The sequence below is a fragment of the Streptococcus acidominimus genome, assembly GCF_001921825.1.
GTDB classification, from domain to species: Bacteria; Bacillota; Bacilli; order Lactobacillales; family Streptococcaceae; genus Streptococcus; species Streptococcus acidominimus.
This window is the reverse complement of record NZ_MSJL01000015.1, coordinates 25,623-46,896: the sequence shown is the minus strand read 5'-3', so window position 1 is coordinate 46,896 and position 21,274 is coordinate 25,623. Positions and strand designations below refer to the sequence as shown.

Sequence of the window (21,274 nt, the reverse complement as noted above, 5' to 3'; positions counted from 1 at the left end):
TCATGGGCTTAGTGCGCCCAAAAATAGGAAAATAAGCAAAAAGTAAGCTTCGAAAGCGAAGCTTACTGGAATTAATGCTTACAAATAGGGCTTACTTAACAACTACTTGAAGTTTTTAGAGGTGCCCGTAACAGTTTTTCTTCCAATTCTGGTAGGCTAAGCCATTCACCTTTGGCATAGCCTGTTAGGCGCTCCTTGGCACGGCGAACGCGCTGCAACAAGCCACCCATGCGGATATCTACTGTATCTAGACCAAAGACCTTGTTTTCCTGCAACCATTGACGGCTGAAGCAATTGATAAAGCCTACCAAGTCTGCTTCTAGCTCCACCAAGTCTTTTTCAGCATAGGCTAGCAAGCTGGCTTTATCCCCTTGCTCATAGGCCTTGCGGATGTCCTTTGGTAGACAAGTCTTGACAGCGAGGATCCGATTGAGCTGGGCTTGGGTTTCAAACAAGTAGGCAAAATCTCCTGCTGTCTGTGCGATCGTTGCCAGCTGATCTGCGGACTGGCGGAAATGATCAGCATCTTCTGCCAGAATATGCTGATCCAGCAAGGGACAGAGAATATCTTGGTAGAACACATATCGGTTTGGATTGATGCCGCTAAGCTGTTCGGGGATATGGGGCAACAAGTTTGCCAAATCAATCTGCATAAAGTCCTCAAAGGTCACCCCAGTATTGACTACAAAATGATCCGCAATCTTCTCCAAATCATTCCGATAAGCCAATTCTGACCAGATTTGCAAGGCAGGAAGGATCGAAAATTGGGCGGTTTCCCCACCATTATCTCCCCAACCTGTCACAATCACTTCCTTGACCTGATAGGCTTGACAAGCCTGATGAGCTTCCTTGGCAATCATACGGCTGAAATGATTCTGCGGTGTGAAGCCGATCCACTTCCAGGCTCCGCCTGCAAAGGCAATATCAGAACTGATACTCAAGTGACGCTCAAAATTGCGTTCGTATTTCTCACGTGCATCCTGATAGTAGTCCCAATACACCAGCGTCACACGGTCTTTTAGTTGTTCCAGATAGGTCTGCGTTTCTGGCAGTATCTGCAACTCACTCTCATAGTTAGCCGTCGCAGACATCAATTGGAAGAACATGTCGCTCCACATTTGGCAGTGAAAACCATACTGTTCCGCCAAGGTCAGAACCCGATCCAAGTGTTCACACATGATCAGACTACGCTCCCGCGCACCATGTTGGCGATAGTAGCGACCTAGCCCAACCAGATGAGCCTCATCCATGCCGATATTGATACGACGGGTCTTAAGATGAGACAGGCTGGCAAACATCTGGTCAATCAGCTGATAGACCTTTTCTTCGCCTACGAGCAAAATGTCTTCCACATCCCGCAGTTCCTGTACCTCTTTGACCTGCCATTTGACAAAAGCACTTAGATGGGCAAGGGTTTGAATACAAGGGACGAACTCCATGTCAAAGAGATTCGCATAGGCTTCAATTTCTTTTAATTCCTCAACCGTATAGCGTCCCCTAAAGTAGCCAAAGTAGGGCTGGTCTGCAATTTCATAGGTATCTTCCATGTAAAGCTCAAAGGTGGAGTAGCCCATCAGAGCGAGTAGCTCTATCATCTTCTTACAGGTATCAACCGTCAGTACCGCATTGCGCGAGCAATCTGCCATATAAGCCAAGCGATCATAGACCGCATCTTCTGTAATGGAAACCTCATCACCCTCTCCCAATGCCGCCTTCAAGAGACTAAGCCCTCGATAAAGCCGAAAGGGCTGGTCATAACTAAGACGATACTGTCCCTCTTTTCCTTCAAGGACGATAGAATGCCCGCTACACTGCGAGATTTCTATCTGACAATCGCCCAGATTCAACCGTTTTTGTATGTGTTCAACAGCTCGCTGTTGCTGGTCTGACAATCCTCTAATGACTACCATTGTTCTTCCTCCTGAAGCCAATTCACCAAGGCTCCGTATATATTTGCATCTTCTTGATAATGACAAGCTATAATCTTTGGCACTACACTATATTCAGGGTAGCGCTCAACTACTTCTTCAATCTTTTTCTGCAATCCAGCAATAAATGCCTCATTTTGACTGATACTACCACCAATGCTAATCATATCTGGATCCAGACTGTACTGAATGTTTAAAATTCCTAAGGCAAGATAATAGTACATCTGCTCGATACTGTCCAAACAGATAGAATTACCTTGAGCTGCTTCTTGGTAAATCTTGCGCCCATCATAGCTAGCATCCCCCGTCTTTTCCCGTACCGTACGAACCAACTTCCCTGTCGAAGCAAGGGTTGACCAGTTATGCAAGTGCTGATCTGGCTCACGCAAGGTCATATAACCAAACTCACCGCCTAAATGATGTCTGCCTCGGTGCAACTTCCCATTTAAAATAATAGCTCCACCAATCCCTGTTCCAATGACAACACAGGCTAGATTTTGCAGATGAGGTCGTGAGAGCAGTTCACTCAAGCCAACACAATTGGCATCATTTTCCAAGGTCACAGGAAGCCCATAGGACGCCAGTTTGTCATACCAGGAAAAACCGTGGATATAAGGAATCGCACTGATTCCCTCAATAATCCCTGTCTCACGATTGACCGCACCCGGCACACTAAAAGCAATCCCCTCATAGTCTGCCTTGACTAGATGGGTGTCTAAAAAGGCGAGCAAGTCTTCTAAATGTTCAGGCGTCGGGCAGCTTGCCTTTTCAAGCACCGCCCCTTCCTTGGTCATCTTTGCAAATTTGACGCTAGTACCGCCGATATCAATACACGCTATTACCATACTATCTCCTTGTTAAATCAAGATACAAAGCCCGTTAAAAACTCAAAGCGCACTTCTTCATGTAATAACAGTCACTTCCCTGACTGTTATTACCATATCCGTAAGCGGACATAGTCCGCAACGGCTACGGCAAACTAAGAAATCTGACGCAGACACTAGAGAGTTTGCTCTGCAAACTTCTATTCTACTCACCTCCATAGGTATCCCATACCTTTGGAGCTAGGAAGATTTATCCCTAAAGGGAGCCACAGAGTTTAGGGCGTGTTCAGTTAATCAAGATACGAGAGCGGTTGACACGAGTTTCACTCGTTTTATCTCCAACCTTCCACAGTCTATTCCCAGACTGTGGAAGCAACCCCTAGACAAAATAGGCAATCGAAGCAGGTTGTCTTGCAACCAATGAGATTGGTCTTTTTGTCAGTGAGTTGTAGCTCACATAAGATACAGAGGACGTAAAGAGCAAAGTAAAAATAGGAGATTGACGATGTGTTCCATGAACACGAGGAAATCTATCTTTTTTACACAGCTCGTAGCTCGAGTTCAATTATAAGATGTGAAGCCGTTAAAAAACCGAACGAAAAATAGGAAATACAAGGAGTGAAAACCTCCTGTGGGGGGATCAGCCTATTACCTAAAAAACGAGTATCAACTAAAGCTGAAATAGCTATGCCTTTTCCCTATATTTTAGGACAAACTCAATTCCACAAGATACAACGTTCGTGAAAAACCATCAAAACCCGAGTTCCACTCCTATCATTTCCCACCTTCCACAGGCTATCCCTAGACTGTGGAAGTACACAACACCTCTCCCCACTCAAGTTCTTGCCACGTATCCTTATCCTCTTGTTTCTAAAGAAAGAATGTCAAGTCTTTCTGTGCGGATTTCCTGCCCCCGGATAGCATCCGCTTCTACTTGGTAGGGTTCTTCTAGCAGATTCACATATTGAGCTTCTACCCCTAAAGAGATAACCTCTTGGCTCATGTTATAGTAGCGAAGCAGGGTGTGATTGCCAGCCGTATCCTGTTTCAAGGCGGTCGGACAGATCTTCTCTTCCTGCAAGGCTGGATGCTCCAGAGCACGCCCTGTCGGCTCAACTGTTCCTTCTTGAACAGGAACTTGGAGACTTGTCAAAGGAGTCTGGAAAGCCTTGGCACGTCTAAAGGTCGCAAAGCGCTCTGCTGGACGGTGGCATTCTAGTGCATATTCTACTTCCAATGTTCGTAAACATTGGGCATCTGGTGTTGGGAAATAGCCCCAGTCGCCCAACTCACCTACTGCACGTAAGATGGTCACAGCAAGGGTCTTGTCCTCTAACACCTCATACTCATAGAGACCTTTCGTTGCAACGGTCACCCCTTTTTCATCATCTGTCAAGCTGACAAAGGCCTGTTGTCGTTGAGGATTTTCTGGATTTTCCCAAACGGCTGACGCTTGATTCGGGCGCTCAACTACTTCAAAAATACTCTCCGCCTCATGGTTCTCCCCCTGATGATGGGTAGGGATGAGGACGCGAATGCGGTGGTCTTTTGCTGTATTGGTAAAGCGGGTTTTAAAGCGAATTTGTGGGTCTGAAGCAAGAACGGTCATATCTGTGACCAGCTCTATCCTTGTCATTTCCTGTGAACGGCCAGCCGTTCGCTTCATATACTCAACCAAGCCCTCCTGCTCCAATTCAAGTCGGTCATCCGCACTCACAGGAATCGTCAAGGTATGGGTCAAACGCAGACGAGCGGTCTGGCTGGTATTTTCAACCACCTCTACATGAGTAAGGTCAGCATAGATGGGCTGGGTATTGACTGGCTGGAAGTAGAGATATTCATTTCCAATATCCCCGCGGTCTTCAAACTGGATAAAGTCAGTATAAACCTGACCTGTCCGCTTATCATGGAGCGTCAAGCCTGCTTCTCCCACACACAGTTTAAGATAGTCTGTCTCAATCTCCCCATCTTGGTAGAGCCCTGTTTCATGAGGCTGCTCACCTTCAACCAGTTGGAAAGTTTGCCAGGAAACCGCCTCTAGGTCAACAGGGAGCGTCACCTTGATCTGACGCGCGATATAGGCCTTGCGAAAAGCATCTTTTGGTAGCTGATAGTTGAAATGTGCCCCTAAATCTTCAATGATGGCAGGAATGTGTCGTCCATCCAAATCCTGTACACAAAAGTCAGGCAACTCAAGCTCTGACATCCGCTGAAAGGCGGTCGTTGGTGCAGCTTCTTTGAAATCACATGTCGCCACTTCTAGCACCACACTCGCCTGATCGCACTTGCGGTGCAAGCCAGTATTCACTACGGTAAAGAGGTAGTCGCCAGTTGCTTGCGCAGTATCTAGCTGGTCTTTCCAAGCCTGCAAGGCATTCTCCTTGACAAATACTGCCACCGATTTAGCCTTTTCAAAACGTACTTCCATTTCACGGTGCACTTCATCTATACTACAACCACAGATACTATCATGCGGAGCATTCTGAAGCAAGGTTTTCCAAGCATAGGTCAACTGGTCTTGGTAGCTGTCACCCTTAGTCATGACAAGGAGGGGCTCCACTACCTGCTCTAAGAGATTACTGATTTCTCCATAGGCCTGTTTCAAGTAGATCCGTGCCGAGGCTGTATTTGCCAAAGTATACCAGCCATCTGTCTCCTGACTGGTCAGCTCACCCGTCACCTGCGATAAGTTTGGCGGAAGCTCTTCCTTGACCGCCGCTATATAATCGTCAAAACTACTATGTACAAAGGTGATCTCTGGATACAATTCATTGGCTACTCGAATAGCCTGACTGAGATTCTTCTGCACCGGTTGGTGATCACAACCATTCATCATCAGCCATTGATTGGTCGCCGCATATCGCTTGACATCTGCTAATTTTTGTTCCCAGAAAGCTGCCGCCTCCGTGCGATCAACAGGGATTTCATTTCCGTTGCTGTACCAATTGGCAAAGAGGATTCCTAAGACCTCACTGCCATCTGCCCCCTGCCACACCATTTCGGAAAAGGAAGAGGTGAATTGCTGGTCAGCGAGCACCTGATTGTCAAAACCGATCGGCTTGACCCCGCGACCAAAAACTGCCACATCAAGCCCTGTCTGCCGGAGCAGTTGTGGTGCCTGCCCCATATTGCCAAAGGTATCTGGAAAATAGCCAACTGCAGTGGACTTGCCCCACTTTTGACATTCTTGATGACCAATCAGACTGTTGCGGACATTGGATTCACTACTGATAAGGTAATCATCTTGCAAGATATAAAAGGGTCCTATTTTTAATTTTCCCTGATCAATGTAGGTCTGTAATTTTTCACGATTTTCGGGACGAATAGCCAGATAATCATCAAGAACGATGGTCTGCCCATCCAGATGAAAACTCTTAAATTCAGGGTCATGTTCAAACAAGTCAAACAGATCATCAAAGAGCTCTACCAGCTGCATCCTGTGTCCCTCAAAGGATTGGTACCATTCACGATCCCAATGGCTATGAGAGATAATATGAACAACGACATTCTCCATCCTACACCTCCACTCGCATACCATAGTAATCAAGCACTAATTCACAAAACATCATATTTGCCCATGAGAACCACTCACGGGAATACTTGGTCGGATCATCTACATGGAAACTCTCATGCATCACTCCTGTTCCACCATCACAAGCCACTAATAAATCTAAAATGCGTTCTTTTTCTGCCCGATCTGAACTTGTCAGTCCTTCAATACAGAGCGCAATCGGCCAGATATAGCGGTAAAATGTATGGGAACTTCCCAAGCCCTTGGCGTATTCGCCCTCATAATAATAAGGGTTTTCACTACTTAGAATCGTACGTCGGGTCGCTTGATAGACCTCATCATCCAAGGAACAGTAACCGAGATAGGGAGCTGCAAGTAAACTTGGTACATTTGGATCATCCATGATGCTGGCATTGCCCAAACCGTCTACTTCAAAGGCATAGATGGTTTCACCTTTCTGATTCTTGGTTCGACCGTAAGTTTCAATCCCCTCTCTGATCTCTGCCTGTAAGGTTCTCGCCTGCGACACAAGGTCGTCACAATCCGGCAAGGCGAGCTCTTCAACAATTTCCACGACGTAACCCAAGACAACGGTCGCAAACATATTGGACGGTACAAGGTAGCTGTACTCGCAGGCGTCGTCGCTCGGACGAAAACCAGACCAAGTCATCCCTGTTAGACCAAATGCAGGACCTGCCCCGTCATTTGCCAAGGTATCTTCCTGACGGTCTCCCTCACGAACAAATGAATAGGGGGAACGACTGTGGTCTTGTTCCACCTGCCAGAGGTGGACAATCGCTTTGGTCGCTGCGATAAATTCCTCATCAAACTGGCTTCTTTCCCCTGTTACTTTCCACAGCAGATAGGCTAGCTGTAAGGGATAACAAAGGGAGTCAACCTCATATTTCCGCTCCCAAATCCATCCAGTCAACTCGGTCTGATCCGTCTCATGATGTCCCCGCCAATTGTCCGCCATGTTAAAGGCATTCGCATAGGGATCGTGTAAAATGAAGCGCAATTGGCGTCTCAATACACCCAAGATGGTCCTGCGCAAGCGGTCATCTTCTTTCGCTAGGAACAAATATGGCTTAACTTGAGCAGTCGAGTCGCGCAGCCACATGGCAGGAATGTCCCCTGTTAACACAAAGGCCGTCCCATCATCCAGAATCTTGACAGTATTGTCCAGTGTATCTGTGTAGCAACGCTCAAATACCTGCACCCATTTAGGATGATCTTTTGCTCGTTCTGCAATAGCCTGTAACCATTGATTAACTCGTTCTTTTGAATACATGTTATCTCCTTTATTTTTACTTAATGAAAACCAAGAAACAAGGGCGAAACTAGCACTCTGTTCCTTTTGGTTTTTGAAGAGTATTAGACTATTTCTCAGTTTCTAGTATAAAATAAAGCAGACCAAAAACCCTACACAAAGTATAGGGCTTTCGATAATATCTTTTCCACTTGGTTCTATGGAGAAAAATCATGATATAATGAGGGTAGAAAACACTTTCACGGAGAGCGCTTATGAAAACTATCCTCGAACAAATCGATACTCGCTATGGCTCCAACAACTGTCATGCCTACTCAAATGGGAATACCCTCCCCTACACTGGTCTTCCATTTGGTATGAATTATTTCGTACCCCAAACAACCGACAATCAGGGAGCTTGGTTCTTCCAGCCAACCATTCCCCTCTTCCAAGGGATACGGCTGACCCACCAAGCAAGCCCTTGGATCGGAGATTATGCCTGGCTTTTGATAACCCCTGTCACAGGGGAAATGATACAGTCCAGCCTCTTTCACCGACAAAGTAGCTATCGGCTGAATGACGCCACCTTTAACCCCCATCACCTCGCCATTCACTCCGAACGCTACCAGATTAGGACAGAACTGACCCCCACAACCTACGGCGCCTGCCTAAAATTGAACAGTCTCAAGCAGCAGGAACTAAGTCTCTTTCTCCATAATGAAAAAGGGTGTAGTTTTGAACAAATCGACTCCTATTCCCTAAGGGGAACCGTGCAGGATGTCACTGAAACGACCCGCAGACCTATTAAGCTCTATATCCATCTACGCTTTAGTTCGCCGATTACTGTTGTCCGTCAACTCGATCTAGACACCGTGGTCACATTTGCCGCAACGGATATAGAAGTCCAACTTGGAACCTCTTATATTTCCCACGACCAAGCCTTATGGAATACGCCAGACCTTCATTTTGAGGACTGCAAAAACCAAGCCAAGGAGAAATGGAACCACTATCTGCACCGCTTTGAGATTAGCGATAGCGGTGGCAACGATACCCGCATGTTTCACCATGCCCTCTATCGTACCTTTCTCTTTCCACAGACCTTCTACGAGTTAGACCCCGAGGGGCAGGAAATTCATCTTGATCTTGCTTCCAATCAAGTGCGCCCCGGGAAATTCTTTACCAACAATGGATTTTGGGATACGTTTCGCACCTCCTTCCCCCTCTTTTCCCTTGTCGCACCAGAGCAATACGCCGCTTTCTTGGAAGGCTTTCTACAGATGTACCGAGAAACGGGTTACCTGCCAAAATGGCTAGCGCCTGACGAACGCGGCATGATGCCGGGCACCCTGATTGATGGCGTGATCGCAGATGCCTGTACCAAGCAGATCGCCCCTCAACTGCATGAACAACTCTTTTCCGCTATGCTAGAAACTGCCCAAAAGACGGATCCGAACAAGATTTTTGGACGGCAGGGGGCAGCTATTTATCAGCAACTGGGCTATCTGCCTTATCCACAATTTCATGAGAGCGTCAGCCATACTCTTGACTATACTTATAGCGACTTTTGTATCGCGACTGTCGCAGCGGCACTCGGGCAGGATAGCATTGCCGAAGAATACAGGCAGCAAGCCCAGAACTATCGACAACTCTTTGACCCTGAAACAGGCTACTTCAGGGCAAAAGATGAAAATGGAAACTGGCGACCGGGCTTTTCACCCTCTAGCTGGGGAGAAGATTACGCAGAGTGTTCCAGTATCCAAGCTAGTCTGGGCATCCTGCATGATATAGACGGTCTAAAGCAGGTCATGGGTGGAGAAGCCGCCTTCACCGACTACCTCGTGCGTCTCTGTAACAGCCAGCCTTTCTTTGAGGTTACGGGCTATGGCTATGAAATTCACGAAATGAGTGAAATGGCAACGCAGCACTTTGGTCAACTTGCTATTTCTAACCAGCCGAGTTTCCATATTCCTTACCTATTCCAAAAGAGTCTCCACCCAGAATATACCAGTCTCATTATCAAGAGCATTCGCAAGGAAAGTTTCCAACCCGGCTTTGATGCCTATCCCGGTGATGAAGACAATGGAAGCATGTCTGCCTGGTACATTTTTAGCTGTTTGGGATTTTATCCACTCTGCCCAGGAAAAAATGAATATGTCTGCGGGGTTCCACACTTCCCGCAACTAAAAATCTACCTCCCTACGACTGACAAATGGCTCACGATTAACAGTTATGACAACCATCCTCATTTCAACTTTGTCAAGAGCATAACCCTTGATGGCAAACCTGTGACCAGCCTTTCACACACCGACCTCCTCGCTGCCACCCAGCTCGACTTCAACCTATCTTGGTTACCGGAAATCAAGATATGAGAGCGTTAAACAACTCCTAGACAAAATAGGCAATCGAAGCAGGTTGTCTTGCAACCAATGAGATTGATCTTTTTGTCAGTGAGTTGTAGCTCGAATTCAATTACACAAGATATGAGAGCGTTTGACACGAGCACTGCTCGTTTTATCTCCAACCTTCCACAGTCTATTCCCAGACTGTGGAAGCGAGCACAGCAAAAATAGGAGTTTTGACGCAGAACTTTTAGACGATAGTTTGCTCTGCAAACTTCTATTTCCCGCCTCTCAAGGTATACTATACCTTTAGAGCTAGGAATGTTTATCTATTTTCCGAGCTTTTAGCCCAAGTTCAATTCCAAGATACAAAGCCCGTAAAAAACTCAAAGCGAAAATAGGAAATCTGACGCAGAGTCATCAGACTCTAGGAAGATTTATCTTTTTCGCACAGAGTTTAGGGCGTGTTCAATTCCAAGATACAAAGCCCGTGAAAAACTCAAAGCGAAAAATGGAGAACATTGAGGATAACATCAAGTAACTTTATAAATTTTTTACCCGAAAACCATTGAAATACTTGACAAATGGTAGAAAATAGGAAATACGACGAGCGAAAAGCTCCTGTGGAGGTTTTCAGCTTCTTCCCTAAAGAGAGCCATATCTGTAACCAGTTAAAACTAGAACAGCTACGGCTCTTTTTTCACAGTTCGTAGCTCGGGTTCCGTTATAAAAGATAATCTAATACTCTATAAAAACTGCTGTTATTTCAAGAATAGGATGCTCAACAGTGCTAGGATAGCTGGGCTACCTTGTTTCAAGAGGATAGCCTTGTTGGAGGTAAGAGCTCCATAAAGTGCTGCCCCAATCACATACAAGACGAAAATCGTGACAATTTCCAGATTATGAGAAATGAAAATCCCATAGAGGAGAAAAACTGCTAGTAAGGCATTGTAAATCCCTTGATTTTTGAAGAGGGTCTGAACAGATGGACGAGATAGGTCTTCTTTCTTCATGTTAAAGGTCTGGCTGGTCTTATCCGATACTGTCGCAATCGTTTCAAGGTAAAAAATATAGAGATGTTCCAGAGCAACAATGGTCGCTAAAATAGTCGTCATCAATGACATGGTCTTCCCTTCTTTCTAATCGTTGTCAATCGCAATCGCTTCTAAGCCCTTTACCAACTTATCCAGTAGCTTGTCTAGGCTAGCCCTTTCTTCTGCCGACAGGATACTCTCCATTTGCTCTTTCACCCCCACATGATGGCGAGGTGGAGAGGTGATGAGCTGGTCTTTGGCAAAATCGGTCACATTCACCACAATCTCCCGCTGATTTTCCGGATTGCGACTCCTCGTGACATAGCCTTTTTCTTCTAAAATCTTGAAATGACGGGTCAAGGCAGCCTGATCTATATGCAAGACTTCCTGCACCCGAATCTGATTGCAAGGAGCAAACTCAAGTAAGAACTGCAACAGCTGGTAGCGCGTCAGACTAATACCCAAGCCTTTCTCAAACAACTGGGTAATGGTCTGATCGGTTATATGGAGTTGGTAAAGCAGATGATTCATTGCGGCTGAACACTTTCTTTTATAATCAATAGAAAGCCAAAATTGAACTTATCATCAGCTCGCTTCTCGCTTTCTCATTCAACAATTGACTTATCAACAATTGATAAGTCAATTATAAGACACACAAAAGAAAAAATCAAGCCTCCTGCTTGAAATTTTCCAACTTTTTAAGGACTGAACGAGGTCACGCCCTGTGATGAGCGATTGGCATAGGAAGTCCAATCGATACTACGAGCCTTACACCAGGCTTCTACCGCAGGCGCCAATACCAGATCCGTCTGGCGCAAGGAGGCTATATCTCGAGCGCCTAACAAGGTCATGATAGCGGTGATACTCTCACAAAAGACCTGCACTTCTTCAATCGCCTGCTCTACTGAATAATCCTTTACCAATTGTAGGAAGCGGTTGGATAAGCCAACTGCTTCTGCCCCCAATGCCAGCAATTTGACGATGTCTAGCGGCGTTTTGACCCCGCCTGAGGCAAGAATCTGCGGACGACTACTCGCAGGCAGGCTCATAGCTTCTACCATAGAGATAGTCGTTGACTGGCCCCAGCCATAGAGATAGGCATAACTATCTTTTGTCCGACGAGCATTTTCGATCCTCGCAAAATCTGTCCCACCTACGCCAGAAATGTCTACCGTCTCCACACCAAGAGATGCCAGCTGATCAACCGTTTCGCGGCTCATTCCAAATCCAACTTCCTTGACAATGACGGGCACCTCTAGTGAACGGACAAGGGCTTCGATATTTCTCATCCACATTGAAAAATCACGATCCCCTTCTGGCATAACGATTTCCTGCGGGGCATTCAAATGGATCTGCAAGGCATCTGCTTCCAGCACATCAACAGCTCTTTTGGCATTTTCTACATCATGGTGGGCACCCAGATTGGCAAAGATTATCCCATCTGGATTTTCTTGACGCATGATCGAAAAGGTATGCGCCACACTCGGGTCTTTCAGAGCCGCACTGATCGAACCTGTCGCCAAAGGAATCTTGGTCTCACGCCCCAAAATCCCCAATAATTGGTTGATTGCTCCTGTCTTTTCACTACCTCCCGTCATAGCATTGACAAAAAAGGGCATAGCAAACTCCAGACCTGCTACTGATGTCTTTAAGCTGACATCTGCCACCTTTATCTCGGGTAGAGAATGATGGACAAAACGGGTCTGCTCGAGGTCGCTTGCTGATGCCATTGTAAACTGCTGATTGGCCAAGGCTACATGCTGATCTTTGCGATTCGAGCCGATAACTTCATTTCCCAACATGATTTCTCCTATTCTCTATCAGTATACGCGATTGACAGAGGCAGGGGAACAATGCCACTTTCCGCCCATGCCTGCGCAATCCTTTCTTTTTGTGCAGGGGACTCCACTAGACAGATCCCACAATCACCACCACCAGCACCTGAAGATTTGGCAACCGCACCCTCTGCCTCGGCTAACCGACACAGGCGGGAGAGTTGAGGGGTCTCAATCACCATACCCATGCCAGCTGCAAAATCTTGCAGCTGCTTGCGATTGGTCACAATCGCTTCTCTGACTGCTAGCCTGTCATTTGCTTGGCAAGCCCGAATCAGCTTTTCTAAGCAAGTCCGATTAACCTGTAAAAAGTGACGGTAAGTCGCTTCTTTTTCTTCTTGATTGAGTTGGCCTTGCATGCTAGCGACCAATTGATCGGTCGAGGCAGCAGAACCCGTCCAACCAACCAATAAATCTAGTCCATCTGGCAAATCAAGCGTTTGAATCGCTAAACCTTTCCAGTCTTGCTCTACCATTTCAAGAATAGAAGAACTCTCCAGGGCTGTCTTGAGCCAATTTCTATCCACAGAATGATAGGCAATCACACCACCAAAGCTAGAGGCTGCCAGATCTCCAAATGAGCCTGACATGGCAATTCGTAGCTGGGCGAGCACGGCTAGCTTGTAGACCAAGAGCGGTGCTAACTCCTGCTGGTAGTAAGAGAGCACGGCTTTGATAACCGCAACCGTCACTGCACCTGAAGAGCCTAGTCCATACTTGGTTCCCGACTGTTCATCATCTAAATCAGAGCGAATATCAAGGCGATAGAGGGTATCAATCGTTACTCCTAAAGCGCTAAGATAGTCTTCAACCACCTGCATACTGCTGATGATCAACTGGTAGGGATTAGGAGAAGCGGTACAAATCTGCTGACCTTGGCGCGACCATGCCACCTCGAGATCAGGCTGCTGGCTAGAGTAAATCACTCCGCTCTCTGCTGGCTGTAACTGCACAAATAAGTACTGGTTCACCGCTAGGATAACCGCTGGATAGCCCGCTTCAACAACTGCATATTCCCCTGCCAGATACAGTTTCCCCGGTGCTGTCGCCTCAATCATGAGCTACCCCTTTTGAAAAGGTGGCTTGTGATTCCTGCCAGTCTGCTTCTGACAAGACATAGGCACCAGATCCCGGAAGACTGGTCAACACTTGGTCTGCTGGCAAATATTCTTTCAAAGCAGTAACCAGCTCATCCATATCACTCGCTCGGCAGAGAACCTTAACATTGGGACCTGCATCCATGGTCATATAAGCAGGCACCGCCAAGTCCTCTCTTACCTGACGAACTGCTTCCTGAGCCTTCATGGTATCTGCAGTCCAATAAGTAAAGGGAGGATTAGCAGATAGGGTGGTCGCATGCATCTTCATCCCATTATGCTCGGTCAATTGCCCCACTCTTTCAAAGTCTTTCTGGGCAATCGCAGCCTTGATGTCTTGTAAATCCTGGGCGGCTGTTTCTACCCACATAGAATAAAAAGGAGAGGTCTGAACGGTGTGCTCCATGCCTACACGGCTGGCAATCTTTTTCTTTCCGGTGTCCACTGCCAGAATAATCATCCCAATATCCCAAGAAGCATCATCAATAGGATGTGCCATCGAATCGGCTGAAGTCGTTCCCATATCCCATTCGACGAAGCCACCAAAGAGGCTACGGGTACTCGAACCCGAACCACGTCGGGCAAAGGTCGATAATTCCTCACGGGACATCTCTAAGCCCAGAGCAGTTGCGGTTGCCAATGCTAGAGCTGCAAAGGCGGAAGCTGAGCTGGCAAGACCTGCCGCAGTCGGTACACGGTTCAAACTCTCTACGCAGGCAAATCTTTTCTCACCTGTATATTCGCGAAACAGATCTAAAAATTGTGAAATTTTTTCAATTTCTTTTTGGGACTGTTTTTCCATGTTTAAGTAAAATGTATCTGCTGGCAAGGAGGCATCAAAGATGACCTTGGTATCTGTATAAAAGGCATCCAGCGTCAGCGATAAACTTGAGTTCATCGGTAAAAACAAGGCCTTATCCCGCTTTCCCCAATATTTGATGAGGGCGATATTGGTATGGGCACGCGCGATTCCCACTTTCTTACTCATGTCCTTCTCCTAAGTACTGTATCCATGTTTGGCGAGCACCTGCTCCTGCTAAGGCTCGGGCAATTTTTTCTGCCGCCTCTTTCGTTTTAGCAAGGGCAATCATGCAACCACCTCGACCACCACCGGTTAATTTTGCCCCTAGGGCGCCGGTGTCACGGGCAATAGCCACCAACTGATCCAGACTCTCGTCTGATACACTCAAATCCTGCAAGTAGGCTTGAGCTTGGTTCATTGCCTGTCCTAGCAACTCTGCCTGATTGTGTGCCAAATAGTCTCGTGCCTGATAGGTCAAATCTCCCAAGGCTTTGACCCAACCTTCCACCTCACTGCATCGCCGGTACAGAAACGCTACATCCGTAATCGCTTCCAGTGTATTTCCGGTCTTTCCCGTATCTGCGACAACAAGGTAGGCATCTAAGGAAAGGGCTAGGGGTTCAATCGGTTGATTCTTGATGAAAAAGATTGGGGAGCTTCCCGTTACCGTCGTTGCATCAATCCCCGAGGGATTCCCATGAGCAATCTTTTCTGATGACTGGATGATTTCCCACAACTCTTCATCAGATAATCTTTTTCCATAAAAGGAAAATAATGCTCGCGCGACTGCGGCAGCCACTGCTGCGCTTGAGCCCATGCCCCGTTCTGCTGGAATAGTGGAGCTGATCTCTATATGAATGGCTGGGTCTGTCGGAGCCCCAATCCGATAGAGAGAAAAACGAATGGCATGCTTCAAACTTTCCCAGATTTTCGGTATTTCATGCACCATGCCTTGGTAAAAATCACAACTAACCGAAAGGGCTTGCCCCTCTTTTCGAACCTCTGCTATAATTTGGACAGCAGAAAAAGGCATTGCAATGGCTGGCTGACCGTAGACCACTGCATGCTCTCCCATCAAAATAATCTTTCCTGTTGACGTTCCTATTGCAACCATGATGTCTCCTTATGCAGCTTCTATTATACCATGTTTCAGGAAAAAGCTTCTACTATTTTACATTTCTCCTTTCTTCTCATCAGTGGCTAGCAAGACGTAGCAAAAATTTGTCTTTCAATCCTAAAATCGCTACAATATTAGTATCAGACAGGACGAGGAATCACGCTATGAATATCAATCAGTTGCTCCAACAAGCACCAAAAACTCTCCCCATTCTCGACGCCACTTTTGGGCTAGAGCGCGAATCTCTGCGCATGAATAAGGAGAATCGAATCGCTCAAACACCGCACCCCAAAAGCCTTGGCTCGCGAAACTTCCACCCCTATATCCAGACGGATTATAGTGAGTCCCAATTGGAATTGATCACGCCTATCAGCCCGTCAACCCGCGAAGCGAGACGGGTTCTAGGAGCGATTACCGAAGTTGCCTACCGCTCGCTGGAGCAAGACGAGTATCTCTGGCCCCTGTCCATGCCACCTTATGCAAAGGAGGAGGACATCCGTATCGCCCAGTTAGAGGATGTCCACGAATACCGCTATCGAAAAGGACTTGGACAACGCTACGGCAAGCTACTTCAAGCCATGTCAGGGATCCATTATAATATGGAATTGGGGTCAAAGCTAGTCAACCAATTATTTGGTATAAGCCAGTACGATTCCCCACTTGAATTTACCAATAAACTCTATCTCAAACTAGCCCAACAATTCTTACGCTACCGCTGGTTTTTAACCTACTTGTACGGTGCCAGTGTGATGGCTGAAAAGGGATTTTTCAAAGAAGAGTTGCACCATCCTGTACGCTCTCTGCGAACCAGTTCACTCGGCTATGTAAACGCTACTGAAGTTCAGGTTTCCTTTGCCAGTCTGGAAACCTATGTTCGCGATATTGAACATCATGTCGCAACAGGCGCCCTCTCTGCCGAAAAAGAGTTTTATTCAGCCGTTCGCTTGCGCGGTCATAAACACAGTCGGGACTATTTGACAAAAGGTATTCGCTATTTAGAATTTCGCTGTTTTGACCTCAATCCTTTTGATTTTCTTGCGATCAGCCAAGAAACCTTGGACACCGTCCATCTCTTTATCCTTGCCCTCCTGTGGATGGATAGCCCAGAAAATGTAGACGAGACCCTAAAAGCAGCAGACGAACTCAACAACCAGATTGCCCTTGCCCACCCACTCAACTCGCTACCCGCAGCAGCTGACACACACACCATTCTCCAAGCCATGGAGGCGGTCGTCTCCCACTTCCAATTGGGAGACTACTACCAAGACCTGATCGGCACGGTTCAACAACAAGTGGAGCAGCCTGCATTAACCTTGTCAGGACAAATCGTCCGACAGATCAAAGACCAGTCGCTCCATGCATTTGGTCAGCGCCAAGGTCAGAACTTTCACAACCATGCTTGGAGCGCCCCTTATGCCCTCAAGGGCTACGAAGAGATGGAACTCTCGACCCAGCTGCTCATGTTTGATGCCATTCAAAAAGGGGTGAACCTCGAGATTCTCGACAAAGACGACCAGTTTCTCAAGCTCTGGCACAAGAGCCATGTCGAATACGTCAAAAATGGTAACATGACTTCAAAAGACAATTATGTCATCCCCCTTGCTATGGCCAATAAAACGGTCACGAAAAAAATCCTTGCCGCAGCAGGATTTCCTGTTCCAGCAGGTTCAGAATTTTCAAGCAAGGCAGAAGCCCTACGCTACTATGGACAAATTGAGAAGCGGGCTATCGTCGTCAAGCCAAAGTCCACTAACTTCGGACTGGGTATTTCCATTTTCCAAGAGGGAGCCAGCCTGACAGACTACGAAAAAGCGCTTGATATTGCCTTTTTAGAGGATAGCCAAATCTTGGTCGAAGAGTTTATTGCAGGCACTGAGTACCGCTTCTTTGTCCTTGATGGAAAGTGTGAAGCCGTCCTCTTGCGCGTCGCTGCAAATGTAGTAGGGGATGGGATTCATACGATTAGGGAATTGGTTGAGCTGAAAAACCAAGATCCGCTACGCGGTCGAGACCACCGCTCTCCGCTTGAAATCATCAACCTAGGCGATATTGAAAAACTGATGCTTGACCAGCAAGGCTACACGCCAGAAACCATTTTAAAAGCTGGCCAAAAGGCTGAATTGCGGGGCAACTCCAATATCTCAACCGGCGGTGATTCGATCGATGTGACAGACCAGATGGATGAGGGCTACAAACAGCTAGCAGCTGACATGGCGACTGCTATGGGAGCTTGGGTCTGTGGGGTTGACCTAATCATTCCAGACCCGACCTTACCATCTAGCAAGGAAACTCCTAACTGTACCTGTATCGAACTGAATTTCAACCCCTCCATGTACATGCACACCTATTGCTATCAAGGACCGGGACAGGCACTAACACCTAAAATTCTTGCCAAGTTATTCCCTGAAATCATCAACAAGTAGGCATTATATAGTTGTTTCGCTTTTATAGCCGTTTAGTTTATTTTTAGTACTAGCTCAAACAATCTGGGGAGAGATTGTTTGAGGTGGGAAATAAAGAAAACGAAGTTTTCGTCAAAACAATCTGGGGAGAGATTGTTTGAGGTGGGAAATAAAGAAAACGAAGTTTTCGTCAAAACAATCTGGGGAGAGATTGTTTGAGGTGGGAAATAAAGAAAACGAAGTTTTCGTCAAAACAATCTGGGGAGAGACTGGGTGAGGTGGGAAATAAAGAAAACAAAGTTTTCGTTAAAAGTCGCAGGTAGTTGTCTAGTTGATAACTAGACAAGTGATAGATAAGAAAAGTGTAACTTTTCTCAATAGTACAACTCAAGATACAAAGCCCGTAAAGAACTCAAAGCGAAAATAGGAAATCTGACGAGTGAAAAGCTCCAGTGGAGGTTTTCAGCCTATTTCTTAAAGAACCATCATCAGCTGAAGCTGAAACAGTTATGTCTCTTTTTCGCACAGAGTTTAGGGCGTGTTCAATTCCCCAAGATACGAGAGCGTTTGACACGAGTTTCACTCGTTTTATCTCCAACCTTCCACAGTCTATTCCTAGACTGTGGAAGCAACTCCTAGAGACAAAATAGGCGGCCGAACAGAAGTTTTAGCTTCGTAGTGAGACCCCCACAAAGGCAACTAGATTGGCGTGTTAGCGCCAATCAGATGCCTACTGTGATGTCTATCTAGGGTTACTCAACTTTCTGACTACGCTTTGTCAGTGAGTTGTAGCTCAAGTTCAATTATACAAGATACAAGGGCGTTAAACGAGCAAAGCAAAAATAGGAGTTTTGACGAGTGAAAAGCTCCAGTGGAGGTTTTCAGCCTATTTCCTAAAGAACCATCATCAGCTAAAACTGAAACAGTTATCGCTCTTTTTTGCACAGCTCGTAGCCCGAGTTCAATTATACAAGATACGAGGGCGTTAAACGAGCAAAGCAAAAATAGGAGTTTTGACGCAGAACCACAAGTTCTAGGAAAAACTATCTTTTTTGCACAGCTCGTAGCCCGAGTTCAATTACACAAGACGAGTTAACCAAGTAATAAAAATATAAACTAAATGACTATATTATCTCTGACAAGCTCCCGGGTCCCGATATGCTCAACGAAGCCATTGATTGGCTTGCGCCCTATTCTATCTGATTTCCATACAAGATTAAATCCAAGCGACTAGCATTTTAGCGCTGGTATGCTATAATAATCCTTATGGACAAAATGATTAAAACAATTTCAGAAAATGGGCACTTCCGTGCCTTTGTGTTGGATAGTACAGAAACAGTTCGGCTCGCTCAAGAAAAGCATGATACCATGGCTTCATCAACTGTCGCTTTGGGTCGTGCCTTGATTGCCAACCAGATGCTTGCCGCAAACGAAAAGGGGGATACTAAAATCACCCTTAAAATCCTCGGTAATAGCTCTATCGGTGCCATTATCAGCGTAGCTGATACTCAGGGGCAGGTCAAGGGTTACATTCAAAACCCCGACATTGATTTGAAGAAAACAGCAACGGGCGAGGTTATCGTAGGTCCTCTTATCGGGCAAGGTCAATTTTTAGTGATTACAGACTACGGTATGGGACATCCCTACCATTCCATGACCCCCTTGGTTTCGGGAGAAATCGGAGAAGATTTTGCCTACTTCTTGACGGAAAGTCAGCAAACCCCGTCCGCAGTCGGTCTCAACGTTTTATTGGACGAAGAGGACAAGGTTCAGGTAGCTGGTGGTTTTCTTGTGCAGGTTTTACCGGGAGCGACAGAAGAGGAAATCGCGCAATTTGAACAGCGGATCCAGAACATGCCGGCTATTTCGCAACTGCTGGCGTCAAGCAATCATATCGAAGCCCTTTTGGAGGCTATTTATGGCGAACAAGCCTTTAAGCGCCTGTCCGAAGAACCTCTTAGCTTCACCTGCGATTGTTCAAAAGAACGCTTCTTACATGCCCTTGCTAGCCTACCAAAAGCTGACTTAAAGGAAATGCAGGAAGAGGACAAGGGGGCAGCGATTAACTGCCAATTCTGCCAAACCCATTACCACTTTGACGAAAACGACTTGGAGGAACTCATCAATGGCTAATCTCAATACTCCATTTATGATTGGAAATGTCGAAATCCCCAATCGAACAGTCCTAGCCCCTATGGCTGGCGTGACCAACTCTGCCTTTCGTACTATCGCCAAAGAAATGGGGGCAGGTCTTGTCGTCATGGAAATGATTTCAGAAAAAGGACTGCTATATAACAACGAAAAAACCTTGCACATGTTGCATATCGAAGAAAATGAAGATCCCATGTCGATACAGCTCTTTGGTGGAGATGCGGACGGACTATCACGCGCAGCAGAATTTATCCAAAAAAATACCAAGACAGATATGGTAGATATCAATATGGGTTGCCCTGTCAACAAGGTCATTAAGAATGAAGCAGGTGCCAAGTGGCTCAAAGATCCAGATAAGATTTACCATATTATCCAGCAGGTAAGCTCTGTTCTTGATATTCCCCTAACCGTTAAAATGCGGACAGGGTGGGCAAGTCCTGATCTTGCTGTCGAAAATGCCCTTGCCGCAGAGAGTGCTGGAGTGGCAGCACTTGCCATGCACGGTCGCACTCGGGAGCAAATGTATACAGGAACAGTTGACCTCGAAACTCTTAGCAAGGTGGCGCAAGCACTCACCAAGATTCCATTTATTGCAAATGGGGACATTCGCACCGTCCAAGACGCTCGCCAGCGAATCGAAGAAGTCGGCGCAGATGCCGTCATGATTGGACGGACTGCCATGGGAAACCCTTATATTTTCGAGCAGGTCAACCACTATCTGGAGACAGGGGAAGTACTGCCTGATTTGAGCTTTGACGACAAGCTCACCATTGCCTTTGAACACCTGACCCGCCTGGTTAAGCTCAAAGGCGAAAGCATTGCCGTACGTGAATTCCGAGGACTTGCTCCACATTATCTACGCGGAACAGCTGGTGCCGCTAAAATTCGTGGTGCTGTCGCTCGCGCCGAATCAGTAGAAGAAGTTGAGACACTCTTTCATCAAGCACGTGAAGCCTATAAAAAATAGACCTCCTTTCTCAGACTC

The 21,274-nt window shown here is 46.5% G+C and carries 13 protein-coding genes and 1 pseudogene; 4 read left to right on the top strand and 10 right to left on the bottom strand.

The genetic code is table 11. The features are described from left to right. Positions 1–128: 128 nt before the first annotated feature. The 4 genes and pseudogenes from BU200_RS04605 to BU200_RS04590 all read right to left on the bottom strand — a co-directional run. Positions 129–1,910: pseudogene (locus tag BU200_RS04605) on the bottom strand (family 20 glycosylhydrolase); the annotation flags it as partial. Continuing rightward, the gene (locus tag BU200_RS04600) at positions 1,904–2,773 is read right to left on the bottom strand and encodes an ROK family protein (protein ID WP_075099054.1); all 870 of its coding nucleotides are present in this window, start codon (positions 2,771–2,773) and stop codon (positions 1,904–1,906) included. The pseudogene BU200_RS04605 and the gene BU200_RS04600, both read right to left, overlap by 7 nt. An 835-nt stretch (positions 2,774–3,608) precedes the next feature. Next, positions 3,609–6,266 (bottom strand): alpha-mannosidase, encoded by a 2,658-nt coding sequence (locus BU200_RS04595; protein ID WP_075099053.1) that lies wholly within the window; start codon positions 6,264–6,266, stop codon positions 3,609–3,611. A gap of 1 nt (position 6,267) precedes the next feature. Next, entirely contained in the window at positions 6,268–7,554 is a 1,287-nt protein-coding gene (locus BU200_RS04590) for a glycoside hydrolase family 125 protein (protein WP_075099052.1), read from the bottom strand. 233 nt (positions 7,555–7,787) lie between these two features. On the opposite strand from BU200_RS04590, the gene BU200_RS04585 reads away from it, so the two are divergent. Beyond that, positions 7,788–9,881, top strand: coding sequence for a GH92 family glycosyl hydrolase (locus tag BU200_RS04585; protein WP_075099051.1), 2,094 nt, complete (start codon positions 7,788–7,790; stop codon positions 9,879–9,881). Positions 9,882–10,612: 731 nt separating this feature from the next. Here BU200_RS04585 and BU200_RS04580 read toward each other — a convergent pair. The 6 genes from BU200_RS04580 to mvk form a co-directional block, all read right to left on the bottom strand. Continuing rightward, positions 10,613–10,975, bottom strand: a complete 363-nt coding sequence (locus tag BU200_RS04580; protein WP_075099050.1) for a DUF1304 domain-containing protein — start codon at positions 10,973–10,975, stop codon at positions 10,613–10,615. A gap of 15 nt (positions 10,976–10,990) precedes the next feature. Next, on the bottom strand, positions 10,991–11,416 hold the full coding sequence (locus BU200_RS04575) for a MarR family winged helix-turn-helix transcriptional regulator (protein ID WP_075099049.1): 426 nt from the start codon (positions 11,414–11,416) through the stop codon (positions 10,991–10,993). Positions 11,417–11,583: 167 nt separating this feature from the next. After that, positions 11,584–12,687: a type 2 isopentenyl-diphosphate Delta-isomerase gene (gene fni / locus BU200_RS04570; protein ID WP_075099048.1), complete on the bottom strand. Its 1,104-nt coding sequence runs from the start codon at positions 12,685–12,687 to the stop codon at positions 11,584–11,586. Between the two features lie 8 nt (positions 12,688–12,695). Then, entirely contained in the window at positions 12,696–13,778 is a 1,083-nt protein-coding gene (locus tag BU200_RS04565) for a phosphomevalonate kinase (protein ID WP_075099047.1), read from the bottom strand. After that, on the bottom strand, positions 13,771–14,805 hold the full coding sequence (mvaD, locus tag BU200_RS04560) for a diphosphomevalonate decarboxylase (protein ID WP_075099046.1): 1,035 nt from the start codon (positions 14,803–14,805) through the stop codon (positions 13,771–13,773). The genes BU200_RS04565 and mvaD overlap by 8 nt, the downstream gene beginning before the upstream one ends. Further along, a complete protein-coding gene (gene mvk / locus BU200_RS04555) occupies positions 14,798–15,733 on the bottom strand; it encodes a mevalonate kinase (RefSeq protein ID WP_075099045.1) in 936 nt (311 codons plus the stop codon). Before mvk ends, mvaD begins: the two co-directional genes overlap by 8 nt. A 167-nt stretch (positions 15,734–15,900) precedes the next feature. Between mvk and gshAB the strand changes: the two genes are divergently transcribed. The 3 genes from gshAB to dusB all read left to right on the top strand — a co-directional run bounded on the left by gshAB (position 15,901) and on the right by dusB (position 21,256). Beyond that, positions 15,901–18,159, top strand: coding sequence for a bifunctional glutamate--cysteine ligase GshA/glutathione synthetase GshB (gene gshAB, locus BU200_RS04550; RefSeq protein WP_075099044.1), 2,259 nt, complete (start codon positions 15,901–15,903; stop codon positions 18,157–18,159). A 1,245-nt stretch (positions 18,160–19,404) separates the two neighbouring features. Then, positions 19,405–20,271 carry an Hsp33 family molecular chaperone HslO gene (hslO, locus tag BU200_RS04540; protein ID WP_075099042.1) on the top strand — a complete coding sequence of 289 codons (867 nt, stop codon included), beginning with the start codon at positions 19,405–19,407 and terminating at the stop codon, positions 20,269–20,271. Beyond that, positions 20,264–21,256: a tRNA dihydrouridine synthase DusB gene (gene dusB, locus BU200_RS04535; RefSeq protein WP_075099041.1), complete on the top strand. Its 993-nt coding sequence runs from the start codon at positions 20,264–20,266 to the stop codon at positions 21,254–21,256. Before hslO ends, dusB begins: the two co-directional genes overlap by 8 nt. Positions 21,257–21,274: the final 18 nt, after the last annotated feature.